Genomic DNA, 13,161 nt, shown 5'->3' on the forward strand with positions numbered 1-13,161 from the left:
GTTGATAGGTTCGAGGTGGAAGCATGGTGACATGTGGAGCTGACGAATACTAATAGATCGAGGACTTAACCATATAATATGTAGCAATGTTATCTAGTTTTGAAGGAATATATATTTAAAATTCCTTTTGACATTCTGAAAAGAATGTGTATAATGATAAAAGTCTGGTAATGATGGCAGAGAGGTCACACCCGTTCCCATACCGAACACGGAAGTTAAGCTCTCTAGCGCCGATGGTAGTTGGGACCTTGTCCCTGTGAGAGTAGGACGTTGCCAGGCTTGTATTGTTCCGCAGTAGCTCAGCGGTAGAGCTATCGGCTGTTAACCGATCGGTCGTAGGTTCGATTCCTACCTGCGGAGCCATTATGCTTCCATAGCTCAGCTGGTAGAGTACTTCCATGGTAAGGAAGAGGTCACCGGTTCAAGCCCGGTTGGAAGCTTGGAAAAGTTTTTAAATTTTTGGCCCGTTGGTCAAGTGGTTAAGACACCGCCCTTTCACGGCGGTAACACGGGTTCGAATCCCGTACGGGTCACCACTTTTGGAGGATTAGCTCAGCTGGGAGAGCACCTGCCTTACAAGCAGGGGGTCGGCGGTTCGATCCCGTCATCCTCCACCATATATGTTTAAATGTCGGAGGGGTAGCGAAGTGGCTAAACGCGGCGGACTGTAAATCCGCTCCTTCGGGTTCGGCAGTTCGAATCTGCCCCCCTCCACCATTTTCTTTAAAATAACCTGAAAGGGTTTATTTTTTTGAGAAGATAACCATACTAGTAAATATTAATGGGCTATAGCCAAGCGGTAAGGCAACGGACTTTGACTCCGTCATGCGCTGGTTCGAATCCAGCTAGCCCAGCCATTTACGAGCCATTAGCTCAGTTGGTAGAGCATCTGACTTTTAATCAGAGGGTCGAAGGTTCGAATCCTTCATGGCTCACCATTTTCGCGGAAGTAGTTCAGTGGTAGAATACAACCTTGCCAAGGTTGGGGTCGCGGGTTCGAATCCCGTCTTCCGCTTTATTACTAAGGGGCCTTAGCTCAGCTGGGAGAGCGCCTGCCTTGCACGCAGGAGGTCAGCGGTTCGATCCCGCTAGGCTCCATCTAAATAGAAAAAGCTTACATCATACGATGTAAGCTTTTTTGTGTTTAAAAAGACAACTTTTATATTTATCGTTTAAAATGAAGAAAACGTAAAAATAAGGGATGGGGGGATAATTGTGAAAGTTGTTATTGCATCTGATTCATATAAAGAAAGCCTAAAAGCTATAGAAGTATGTGGAGCTATTGAAAGAGGTTTTAGAGCGATTTTTCCTAATGCAGAGTATGTGAAAATACCAATTGGAGATGGAGGAGAAGGGACGGTTGAATCACTTGTTGATGCTACAGGGGGGAGAATTATATCAATTAGTGTGACAGGACCGCTTAGAGAAGGTGTACAAGCTTTTTATGGCATTTCTAAAGATAAAAAGACAGCGTTTATTGAAATGGCAGCAGCATCAGGATTACAGCACGTTCCAGTTGAAAAGCGCAACCCACTTATTACAACGACAAAAGGAACAGGAGAACTTATATTACATGCGCTAGATCAAGGAGTGGGGTACATAATTTTAGGACTTGGAGGAAGTGCTACAAATGATGGTGGGGCAGGTATGTTAGCAGCTTTAGGAGTAAGATTTATAAATGACAAGGGTGAAGTAATAGATCCATCTGGAGGCGCATTACATTCAATTGATGCTATTGATTTTTCACAACTGGACCCACGCTTAAAGGGAGTAAAGATAGAAGCGGCCTGTGATGTGGATAATCCATTAGTCGGAATGCAGGGGGCATCTTTCGTATTTGGGAGACAAAAGGGTGCGAATGTAGAGATGATGAAAGAGCTAGATGAGAATTTAAAACATTACGCGAATATCCTTAAACGATATGTATCTTTTGATGTATCTGAAATACCTGGTGCAGGGGCAGCAGGAGGAATGGGAGCGGCTGTTATTTCAGTGTTAAAGGGAGACTTGCGAAGGGGCATTGAAATTGTATTGAATTATACAAATTTCGATAAACATATAGAAGATGCAGATCTCATTATAACTGGTGAAGGTAGAATAGATGAACAAACTGCATATGGGAAGGCTCCTGTTGGTGTTGCGGGGCGTGCGAAACGTTTTTCTGTGCCTGTAATTGCTATTGGAGGGTCTGTATCATCTGATTATCCAGCTGTTTACGAGAAAGGAATAGATGCGGTATTTAGTATTACAACAAGACCGATGACACTAGAAGAAGCATATAGAGTAGCAGAAGAAAATATTGAAATGACAACGAAGAATATTGCAGCAGTATGGAAAATAGCGTCAGAAAAACACTTCTAAATGTAGGAGTGTTTTATTATTATTATTTGATAATAGTGATTGCGATTGTTTCATTAAGTTAACTTTATACATAGAATAGTCTTGAAATTTGATTTTCAACGTGAATATAAGTGAATAAATTGTATATCCATACAAAAAAATGTCGAGTTGAGTCAGACTATATAAAAGATTTAAAATATTTAGTGAAGGCATAAAAGGGGGATACTATCTATGAAAAAAGAAATTTCAGTTATTGGAGTTCCAATGGATTTAGGACAGATGCGTCGTGGAGTTGATATGGGACCGAGCGCGATCCGTTATGCAGGGGTAATTGAAAGAATTGAAGAAATTGGATATGACGTTAAAGATATGGGAGATATATGTATAGAGAGAGAAAAAGAGGTAGATGAAAATACAAAATTAAGAAACCTTACACAAGTTGCAACTGTATGTAATGAATTAGCAAGTAAGGTGGATCATATTATAGAAGAAGGTCGTTTTCCACTTGTATTAGGTGGTGACCATAGTATTGCTATCGGTACATTAGCTGGTGTAGCCAAACATTATAAAAACTTAGGTGTTATTTGGTATGATGCACACGGTGATTTAAATACAGAGGAAACTTCACCATCTGGAAATATTCACGGTATGTCACTTGCAGCAAGTTTAGGTTATGGACATTCTTCACTTGTAGATTTATACGGAGCATATCCAAAGGTGAAAAAAGAGAATGTTGTAATTATCGGTGCGCGTGCATTAGATGAAGGAGAAAAAGACTTCATTCGCAATGAAGGTATTAAAGTGTTCTCGATGCATGAAATTGATCGTATGGGGATGACGGCTGTTATGGAAGAAACAATCGCATATTTATCTCATACTGATGGTGTACACTTATCATTAGATTTAGATGGTCTTGATCCTCATGATGCACCAGGTGTTGGAACGCCTGTAATTGGTGGTCTATCTTATCGTGAAAGCCACTTGGCGATGGAAATGTTAGCGGAAGCTGATATTATCACATCTGCTGAATTTGTTGAGGTAAATACGATTTTAGATGAGAGAAATAGAACGGCAACAACAGCAGTTGCTTTAATGGGTTCTTTATTCGGTGAAAAACTAAAATAAATGTAAGAAAAGCAACTGAGAAGTTGCTTTTTTTATTTGAAAATAGGCGTATAATAATGATTTATATTATACTGTAAGATAAAAATGTTTGACATCTTACCAATTTGAGCTAAAGGGGGTTGTTTGTAATTGTCGTTTGTTTCATGTATGGTATAATTAACTAGTTGTTGGAAATACATACAGATAGAGCATAAAACAATATTTCAATATATGGATAGAATTGCTCGTAAGTAGGAGGAAGGGATAGCATGCCTTTTGAAGATACGACCATTTTGAAATATCTTAGTACGGCATTAGATATTGCCATTGTATGGTTTATTATATATAAGCTGATTCTCATAATCCGAGGGACGAAAGCTGTTCAACTTTTAAAAGGGATTACAGTTATCATTGTCGTTAAGATGATTAGTATTTTCCTTGAATTGCATACGTTATCTTGGCTAACTGAACAAGTATTAACATGGGGATTTTTAGCCGTTATTATTATCTTTCAGCCAGAATTGCGAAGAGCACTTGAGCAGCTAGGGCGCGGGAGTTTATTTTCGCGTGGTGGACCGCATGAGGATGATGAACCTGAAATGGTTGCAACAGCGATAGCAAAAGCAACCGAATATATGGGGAAACGTAGAATTGGTGCATTAATTACTTTGTCAAAAGAGACCGGTATGGGTGATTATGTGGAAACGGGTATTCCGCTGAATGCAAACGTATCATCTGAATTACTTATTAATATTTTCATTCCAAATACACCTCTTCATGACGGAGCGGTAATTATGCAAGGAAGTACAATTAAAGCAGCAGCATGCTATCTTCCATTATCAGAAAGTCCGTTTATTTCTAAAGAATTAGGAACTAGACATCGTGCTGCAATGGGAGTTAGTGAAGTTACTGATAGTATTACAGTAGTTGTGTCTGAAGAAACTGGTCAAATTTCTTTAACGAAAAATGGTAAGTTGCATCGTGATTTGAAGACAGAACAGCTGAAGGATATGTTATTAGCTGAATTTAGTGGGAACGAAAAAACGACTTCTTCGTCTTTATGGAATTGGAGGAGAAAGCGTCATGGATAAGTTAATGGAGAATCATTGGTTTTTAAAAGGGATCTCATTACTATTGGCGTGTATGCTTTTTATGTCAGCGACGTTAACTGAAAAAAATACGACATCAGGTATATTACCTTTTGCAAATGATACGAAAGAAACATTAACTAATTATGCGATTAACCTTAAGTATGATGAGGAGAAATATATTGTAAGTGGTATTCCAGCAGAGGGCGTTAAGGTGAAGTTAGAAGGCCCAAAAGCATCAGTTGCTACAGTAAAAGCAAAAAAACAATTTGACATACCAATTGATTTGCGAGATAGTCCAAAAGGAACTTATGAGATTTCTTTAAAAACGAACGGGCTTCCAGATGATGTGAAAGGAACAGTTCAGCCATCAACAATTAAAGTTACTCTTCATGAAAAGGCGAGAAAATATGTTCATGTAGATTTGAAATTATCAAATGAGGATCAGATGCCAGCGGGGGCTACTCTCGAAAAATCAAGCCTTAAACCGGATACTGTTGAGGTAGTTGGGACGAAAGAAGAAATTGAAAGCATTTCATCTGCCAAAGCGTATGTTGATTTAAAAGGTGTTAATAAAACTGTTACAAAAACGCCCGAAGTTACATTATACAATAAAGAAGGAAAACGTTTAAATGTAAGAACAAGTCCATCTAAGATTAGTGTAACGTTGAATGTGGCAACGCAAACTACAGCCAATAATACTGAAAAAACTGTTCCTGTAACGTATACGAAGAAGGGGAGTTTAGCAGAAGGGTTGGCAGTTACAAATATCAGTGTCGAGCCGAGAGAAGTAACGATAGCTGGTCCAAAAGATATTTTGGATAATATACAATCGCTAGAGGGGGTCGAAGTAGATTTTAGTCAATTGACAGAGTCTACAACATTCGATGCCTCTGTTTTATTACCCAAGGGTGTAACAAGTGCAAAACCGAATCAAGTGAAGGTTTCGGTGGGAGTACAAAAAACAAAACAAACGAAAACAAAAACGATTGATGGTATCCCAATCCAAAAAAATGGACTTTCTAAAGATGTTACGGCTCAGCTAATTTCGCCGCAAGATGAAAAGATAAGTGTTGATATTTCAGGAGAAGCAAGTATAGTAGATAAAATAACAGCTGCTCAAATAACAGCGGTAATTAATCTGCAAAATGTATCTTCAGGGACGAAAGATATTTCTATTCAAGTGAGTGGTCCTGGTAATATTTCAATAGAGCCAAAACAAAAAAGTGCTAAAGTTACTATTGTAAAGAAAGAAAAACCAGATAAAGAAGTACAGGGTAACGGTCAACAACCGGATTCAAACACCAATCAAGAAAATCAAAATGAGAAGCCAAAAAATCCTGAACCCGATCCAGAAAAGGAAACGGAACAGGAAAATAATCAAAACCAAAATCAAGATAAAGATAAAGAAACTAGTCAAGAACCAACAGTAGATAACCATAATCAAAAAGAGCAAGAAAAAGGAGCGAATCATAATGGGTAAATATTTTGGTACAGATGGAGTACGCGGAGTTGCAAATAAGGAGTTAACACCTGAATTAGCTTTCAAAATTGGGCGTTTTGGTGGTTATGTATTAACAAAAGATACAGATCGTCCAAAAGTAATTATCGGTCGTGATACACGTGTATCTGGCCATATGTTAGAAGGAGCTTTAGTAGCAGGTCTATTATCAACTGGAGCAGAAGTAATGCGCCTTGGCGTTATTTCTACACCGGGTGTTGCTTATTTAACAAAAGCACTAGACGCACAAGCGGGTGTTATGATTTCTGCATCTCATAATCCAGTACAAGATAACGGTATTAAATTCTTTGGTTCAGACGGCTTTAAATTAACAGATGAGCAAGAAGCTGAAATTGAAGCTTTATTAGACAAAGAAGTTGATGAACTACCACGTCCAACAGGTACTAACCTTGGACAAGTGAGCGATTACTTTGAAGGTGGACAAAAATATTTACAATACATTAAACAAACTGTTGAAGAAGACTTCTCTGGCCTACATATCGCTTTAGATTGTGCACATGGTGCCACATCTTCTTTAGCTCCATACTTATTTGCAGATTTAGAAGCTGATATTTCAACAATGGGGACTTCACCGAACGGTATGAATATTAACGAAGGTGTAGGATCTACACATCCAGAAGTATTGGCTGAATTAGTAAAAGAAAAAGGTGCTGACATCGGACTTGCTTTTGATGGCGATGGCGACCGTTTAATTGCTGTAGACGAAAAAGGAAACATCGTTGACGGTGATCAAATTATGTTTATTTGTGCGAAATACATGAAAGAAACTGGTCAATTAAAACATAATACAGTTGTTTCAACTGTTATGAGTAATTTAGGTTTCTACAAAGCACTTGAAGCAAACAATATTACAAGCGATAAAACAGCAGTTGGTGACCGCTACGTAATGGAAGAGATGAAACGCGGTGGTTACAACTTAGGTGGAGAACAATCAGGCCATATTATCTTACTTGATTACATTACAACTGGTGACGGAATGTTAAGTGCACTTCAACTTGTAAACATCATGAAAATGACGAAAAAACCATTATCTGAGCTTGCAGGAGAAATGACGAAATTCCCACAATTGCTAGTAAACGTTCGTGTAACAGATAAAAAATTAGCATTAGAAAATAAAAAAATTAAAGAAATTATTCGTGTTGTAGAGGAAGAAATGAACGGTGATGGCCGTATTCTTGTTCGTCCATCTGGAACAGAGCCACTTATTCGTGTAATGGCAGAAGCACCAACACAAGAAGTTTGTGATGCATTTGTACATCGCATTGTAGAAGTTGTGAAAGCTGAAGTTGGCGCTGAATAATTAGCTGAATTTATATGAAAAAGGAGCACAATAAGTGCTCCTTTTTCATATGTTTTATAGACGATGAAAAAAATTTCATTGACGGTTTATCCATGTTTGTTATAAGATGGTCTTGTTCTTTTTCTCAAAGGAAATATTATAAATTATAAAAGCGCCAGAACTACAAATAGTGTAGTTGACGAGGTGGGGTTTATCGAGATTTCGGCGGATGACTCCCGGTTGTTCATCACAACCGCAAACTTTTACTTAAATCATTAAGGTGACTTAGTGGACAAAGGTGAAAGTGTGATGAGAGAAGAGGAACGGATGAAAACTAGCTGTATAAGTATATACGGACTTAAACCCAATCGAGAGGAAGGTGAAAGCCGTTACAAGCTTACAGGGCTAGCAATATGTAATCCGTTTTTTAGTATAAATAAAAATGGTATCGGACTATGTCGTTACATGTTCGCAGAGCAGTGTAAGCATTTGTAACGGCGACTAAACATGTGTGGAATCGTAGGATTTATTGGAGAGCAAGATGCAAAGGAAATTTTATTAAAAGGTTTAGAAAAGCTAGAATATCGTGGATATGATTCAGCAGGTATTGCAGTACAAGCAGAGAACGGTGTTGTTGTATACAAAGAAAAAGGCCGTATCGCAAAACTTCGTGAAATCGTAGATGAGAACGTAGCAGCAAGCGTAGGTATCGGACATACACGCTGGGCTACACACGGTGTTCCAAGTAAAGTAAACGCGCATCCGCATCAAAGTACATCAAAACGCTTTACACTAGTTCATAACGGTGTAATTGAAAACTATGAATTAGTGAAAAAGGAATATTTACAAGATGTAACGTTCGTAAGTGAAACAGATACAGAGATTATCGTACAGCTTATGGAACAACAAGTGAGCACAGGATTAAGTGTAGAAGAAGCGTTCCGTAATACGCTATCTCTTTTACATGGCTCTTATGCAATCGGATTACTTGATGCTGAAAATCCAAACATGATTTATGTTGCTAAAAACAAAAGCCCGCTATTAGTAGGTGTTGGTGACAACTTTAATGTTGTGGCAAGCGACGCTATGGCGATGTTACAAGTTACAGATCAATTTATTGAGTTAATGGATAAAGAAATCGTAATCGTAACGAAAGAAAGTATTACAATTAAAAACTTACAAGGTGAAACGATTGAACGTGCACCTTTTACAGCGGAATTAGACGCAAGTGATATTGAAAAGGGAACATATCCTCACTTCATGCTTAAAGAAATCGATGAGCAACCACTTGTAATCCGTAATATAATTCAAAAGTATCAAGATGAAAATGGCGAAATTGAATTAAATCAAGACATCCGCAATGCGATTTTAGATAGCGATCGTATTTACATCATTGCATGTGGAACGAGTTATCATGCAGGTCTTGTTGGAAAACAATTTATCGAGAAGTTTGCAAAAATGCCAGTTGAAGTACATGTAGCAAGTGAATTCTCTTACAACATGCCATTATTAACAGAAAGACCATTCTTCATTTACATTTCACAAAGTGGTGAAACAGCTGATAGCCGTGCAGTACTTGTACAAACAAATGAAATGGGTCATAAAGCATTAACAATTACAAACGTGCCTGGTTCTACTCTTTCTCGTGAAGCTGATTATACACTTCCATTATACGCTGGACCAGAAATTGCAGTTGCATCAACGAAAGCTTACACAGCACAGCTTGCAGTACTTTCAATTTTAGCAGCTGATATTGCTAAAGCAAAAGGTGAAGTTCTTGATTTCGATTTAACACACGAACTAGGACTTGTAGCAAATGCAATGATAGAACTTTGTGATCAAAAAGAAGAAATGGACGCATTAGCAAAACAATTTTTAGCAACAACGCGTAACTGTTTCTTCATCGGACGTAGCGTAGACTTCTACGTAGGATTAGAAGGTGCGTTAAAACTAAAAGAAATCTCTTACATCCAAGCAGAAGGATTCGCTGGAGGAGAGTTAAAACACGGTACAATCGCTTTAATCGAAAATGGTACACCAGTTATCGCACTTGCTACACAAGAGCACGTAAACCTTGGAATTCGTGGTAACGTGAAAGAAGTAGTAGCACGCGGTGCTAACCCATGTATCATCTCAATGAAAGGCTTAGAAATGGAAGGTGACAGCTTCGTATTACCAGCTGTCCATGAAGCACTAGCACCGCTAGTAGCAGTTATTCCATTACAACTTATCTCATACTACGCAGCACTTCACCGCGAGTGTGACGTTGATAAGCCACGTAACTTAGCTAAATCTGTTACTGTTGAGTAGGAGATTGGTAGGTTAATAAATATAGTTATAGCTTTAAAATAAATTTACAAATTTGCACCCCTTTAGATATTTTATCTAAAGGGGTGTTTTTGTGCCGAAAAAGAACATCTAGAATTGGTAAGTGGATAGAACCCTATAGATTAATGTTTTACTTTTATTTATCTGAATTTTCCGTTATCATTTTAAGTATCTGTGAAAAATCTCCTTTATTACGACAAAAAGAGACGAGAGATTTATGGACATTTCAAGGGGGGATATTGATGAAAGTGAATAAAAAAACATATCTAAGTATAGAAGAGATTATTTCATTACCAACCTTATCAAGTACAAACATAAGTGATGATGGTAAAAACGTAGCGTTTGTTAAGAAGACGGCTAACTGGAAAGACAATACATATAGGAATCATGTATGGATATATGGAAAAGAAAAGGGACAGAGTTGTTTATTGATAAATGGAGATATAGAAAGTACATGCCCATTATGGTCTCCAAATTCTAGGGATATAGCATATCTTAGCCCCGTTGGTAATGGGAAAAATCAGATCTTTGTTAAGTCACTAGATGGTTATGAAGGGGTTCAAATTACTGATGAGAAAGAAGGAGTCAGTACATTCAAATGGGGTCCTACTGGCAAGGGTCTTTATTATGTTACGCAGTCAAAAGAATGTGTGGAGATAAAGAAGCGTAGGGATCTATATGGAGAGTTTCAACATATAGGTAAGGAACACCAGAATAATTGTTTATATTACATTGAAATAGAAAAGGTGATACAAAGTGATACATATGAACACGAGAAAAGAGTTGTTTATCAATTAACTGATGGTAAGGATTTTCATATCCATGAATTTGATATTTCAAATGATGGGAAGAAGATTGTGTTTATGGCGACACCAAGCTCAAATATGGCGGATTATATAAATGGAGATTTATACATACTCCATACTAAAGCTGGAGAGCTACAAAAGCTGAATGTGGATAAGTTGTTGGGCGGTAGCGTCTGCTTTTCTCCTGAAGGCAGTAAAATATGTTACACAGCAAGCATAAGAGAGAAGGATTACTATAGAAACCATATACAAGACAGTACGTTAGAGGTATATGATATAAATACAGGAGAGGTAATTCAACCTGTAACAGATTTTGATAGTACTGTTATGCCATTACAGTGGACAGCTAAAGGAATTTTAATTAGATGGCAGGATAAAACGAATTATCGTATTGGATTACTAGCTGAAGATGGTACTGTAGAAGCATTAAGCGAAAAAGTAGATGGCTTTATAATGGATGCTTCTATAACAAAGGATGGAAAACATATATCCTATAATAAGGCTATAACAAATGAAACCTTTGAAATCTATTTAGACGATAAAAAAATAACGGATGAAAATAACTTTTTCAAAGGGAAACTTAAAAGTAACAGGGAAATCATCTCATGGAAAAGTAGTGATGGTCTTGAAATAGAAGGTGTTTTATCAACGCCAGTAGAGTTTGACGTAAATAAAAAATCTCCTTTATTAGTAGTAATTCACGGCGGTCCGGCTTGGGCATCCTTTCCGATATTTTCAGACTGCTTCAATGAGAAATATCCGATTGAACAGTTTATCGAAAAAGGCTTTATCGTTTTAGAGCCAAACTACAGAGGAAGTTCTGGTTATGGTAATGAATTTTTAAAAGCAAACTATAGAAAACAGGGAATCGCTGACTATGATGATGTTATATCAGGGGTGGATAAACTAGTTGATCAAGGGATTGTAGATAATGATAAAGTAGGAGTTATGGGATGGAGTAACGGAGGATATATATCAGCTTTCTGTTCTACATTTAGTAGCAGGTTTAAAGCTATTTCAGTTGGAGGCGGAATCACGAACTGGAGTACTCATTATGTAAATACAGATATCCCTTATTTTATTAGAATGTATTTAGGAAATACCCCATGGAATGATCGAGAGATATATACGAAGACATCACCTATGACGTATATTAAATCAGCTTGTACGCCTACCTTAATTCAACATGGGGAAAAGGATGCAAGAATTCCAATTACAAATGCATATGATCTATATCAAGGATTAAAGGATATGGAAGTTGATACAGAATTAATTATATTTAAAGGAATGGCATATAGTCCTAATCAGCCGGGAATGAATGTAGCTATTATGAAGCAGAATTTGATGTGGTTTTCACACTATATTCTTGGAGAGAGTGTAGAGGGTTTTAGGACTTTATAATGGATGTTTGTAAAAGACATAAGGTTGAAACGCTCTTCATATTGAGATGATTTATTATAAAATATATACTTAAACTACTATCCGTACACATATCAGGGAGGATTAATATGACAGGAAATAAAAATGACTTACTAGTAGAAAAACGTGAAGAGTTATTGAAAGTATTGAAAGCTCGTTTTGAGAAAAACATGAACCGCCATGAAGGTCTTGAATGGGCTAAAGTTGAAGCGAAGCTGACTACTAATAATGAAAAATTGTGGTCACTTAATGAAATGGAAGTAACTGGCGGTGAGCCGGATGTTGTTGGTTATGATGAAGAAAAGGACGAGTATACTTTCTATGATTGTTCAAAGGAGAGTCCTAAAGGCCGCAGGAGTCTTTGTTATGATCTTGAAGCGTTAGAATCAAGAAAAAAACATAAACCAGAAAATAACGTTATTGATGTTGCAAATGCTATGGGCATTGAACTATTAACTGAAGAACAATATCGGGAATTGCAAAAACTTGGGGATTTCGACATGAAATCATCAAGCTGGGTACAAACACCTTCAGATATTCGAGAACTCGGTGGTGCTCTATTTTGCGATTATCGCTTCGGACATGTTTTCGTGTACCACAATGGAGCAGACTCTTACTATGCTGCCAGAGGTTTTCGTGGCTCGTTAAAAGTTTAAATTAGGATAAATAAGAAAAAGAGCCTATACTCAGGCTCTTTTTCTTATTTATATTTTAAAAGTAAACTGTTACTACGCAGTTTTACTTAATTTATATGTTCCGTGGTTGTTTTTATGGAAAAGTTTAGGGGAAATATAGCCATCTAATCCAATACGTCCAGCGTTCTGCCCTGCAACTAAAATGAATATAGTCAAAATAAGCAGGTTTGGGTTTACACTAACAGTTCCACTTAATAAAAATGAAAGATTCATTATGATTCCGAAAAATGCAGCTGTTTTTGTTAATCCGCCTAAAATTAAACCTAGACCTACTAAAATTTCTCCCCATTGAACTAAAAAGCTAAATAGGTCTGCGTTTGGAAGGACAAAATGTTGAAGAAAATCTGCCCACCAACTTTGTACTGCAGGGTGGTCACCTGATGCTTGAGCAATAGCACCCTTTAGAAAACCACTTGCGTCAAAAGATTGTCCGAAGACTTTGCCTATCCCAGCAGCGAGCTATGTATATCCTATGTAAAGACGTAAAAGTAATAATATGAAAGTAGCACGTTTATCAGTTCTTAAAAAATTGATAATCATTGAAATCCCTCCAATATTGTATTTACAAGTTTATTATATA

9 protein-coding genes, 9 tRNA genes, 1 rRNA gene and 1 pseudogene are annotated in these 13,161 nt (G+C 37.3%); 19 read left to right on the forward strand and 1 reads right to left on the reverse strand.

The window, feature by feature from the left end; genetic code table 11:
• Positions 1-163 precede the first annotated feature (163 nt).
• The 19 genes from rrf to MR160_RS18615 all read left to right on the forward strand — a co-directional run bounded on the left by rrf (position 164) and on the right by MR160_RS18615 (position 12,542).
• A 5S ribosomal RNA gene (rrf, locus tag MR160_RS18525) occupies positions 164-279 on the forward strand.
• Positions 280-288: 9 nt separating this feature from the next.
• Positions 289-363: transfer RNA gene (locus MR160_RS18530), tRNA-Asn, on the forward strand.
• 4 nt (positions 364-367) lie between these two features.
• Positions 368-440, forward strand: a tRNA-Thr gene (locus MR160_RS18535).
• Between the two features lie 21 nt (positions 441-461).
• Positions 462-536 (forward strand) — tRNA-Glu (locus MR160_RS18540).
• Positions 537-541: 5 nt separating this feature from the next.
• Positions 542-617: transfer RNA gene (locus MR160_RS18545), tRNA-Val, on the forward strand.
• Between the two features lie 16 nt (positions 618-633).
• A tRNA-Tyr gene (locus MR160_RS18550) sits at positions 634-717 on the forward strand.
• Between the two features lie 65 nt (positions 718-782).
• A tRNA-Gln gene (locus MR160_RS18555) sits at positions 783-857 on the forward strand.
• Between the two features lie 5 nt (positions 858-862).
• A tRNA-Lys gene (locus MR160_RS18560) sits at positions 863-938 on the forward strand.
• A gap of 5 nt (positions 939-943) precedes the next feature.
• A tRNA-Gly gene (locus tag MR160_RS18565) sits at positions 944-1,015 on the forward strand.
• Positions 1,016-1,025: 10 nt separating this feature from the next.
• Positions 1,026-1,098, forward strand: a tRNA-Ala gene (locus tag MR160_RS18570).
• 117 nt (positions 1,099-1,215) lie between these two features.
• Positions 1,216-2,361 (forward strand): glycerate kinase, encoded by a 1,146-nt coding sequence (locus MR160_RS18575; RefSeq protein ID WP_000869593.1) that lies wholly within the window; start codon positions 1,216-1,218, stop codon positions 2,359-2,361.
• Between the two features lie 210 nt (positions 2,362-2,571).
• Positions 2,572-3,465, forward strand: a complete 894-nt coding sequence (gene rocF, locus MR160_RS18580; protein ID WP_000711565.1) for an arginase — start codon at positions 2,572-2,574, stop codon at positions 3,463-3,465.
• Positions 3,466-3,713: 248 nt separating this feature from the next.
• Complete coding sequence (cdaA, locus tag MR160_RS18585; protein ID WP_001115692.1) at positions 3,714-4,535, forward strand: diadenylate cyclase CdaA; 822 nt, start codon at positions 3,714-3,716, stop codon at positions 4,533-4,535.
• On the forward strand, positions 4,528-6,015 hold the full coding sequence (locus MR160_RS18590; RefSeq protein ID WP_000359605.1) for a CdaR family protein: 1,488 nt from the start codon (positions 4,528-4,530) through the stop codon (positions 6,013-6,015). Before cdaA ends, MR160_RS18590 begins: the two co-directional genes overlap by 8 nt.
• Positions 6,008-7,354 carry a phosphoglucosamine mutase gene (gene glmM, locus MR160_RS18595; protein WP_242297848.1) on the forward strand — a complete coding sequence of 449 codons (1,347 nt, stop codon included), beginning with the start codon at positions 6,008-6,010 and terminating at the stop codon, positions 7,352-7,354. Before MR160_RS18590 ends, glmM begins: the two co-directional genes overlap by 8 nt.
• A gap of 288 nt (positions 7,355-7,642) precedes the next feature.
• Positions 7,643-7,828, forward strand: a complete 186-nt coding sequence (locus MR160_RS18600; RefSeq protein WP_001206405.1) for a hypothetical protein — start codon at positions 7,643-7,645, stop codon at positions 7,826-7,828.
• A gap of 12 nt (positions 7,829-7,840) precedes the next feature.
• On the forward strand, positions 7,841-9,643 hold the full coding sequence (glmS, locus tag MR160_RS18605) for a glutamine--fructose-6-phosphate transaminase (isomerizing) (protein ID WP_000334155.1): 1,803 nt from the start codon (positions 7,841-7,843) through the stop codon (positions 9,641-9,643).
• Between the two features lie 260 nt (positions 9,644-9,903).
• The gene (locus MR160_RS18610; RefSeq protein WP_242297849.1) at positions 9,904-11,868 is read left to right on the forward strand and encodes a S9 family peptidase; all 1,965 of its coding nucleotides are present in this window, start codon (positions 9,904-9,906) and stop codon (positions 11,866-11,868) included.
• Between the two features lie 107 nt (positions 11,869-11,975).
• Positions 11,976-12,542 (forward strand): DUF4256 domain-containing protein, encoded by a 567-nt coding sequence (locus MR160_RS18615; RefSeq protein ID WP_000147385.1) that lies wholly within the window; start codon positions 11,976-11,978, stop codon positions 12,540-12,542.
• A gap of 72 nt (positions 12,543-12,614) precedes the next feature.
• On the opposite strand, the pseudogene MR160_RS18620 reads toward MR160_RS18615, so the two are convergent.
• A pseudogene (locus MR160_RS18620) lies at positions 12,615-13,121 on the reverse strand (DoxX family membrane protein).
• Positions 13,122-13,161 lie beyond the last annotated feature (40 nt).

Source organism: Bacillus cereus group sp. BfR-BA-01382, assembly GCF_022663475.1.
GTDB classification, from domain to species: domain Bacteria; phylum Bacillota; class Bacilli; order Bacillales; family Bacillaceae_G; genus Bacillus_A; species Bacillus_A thuringiensis_S.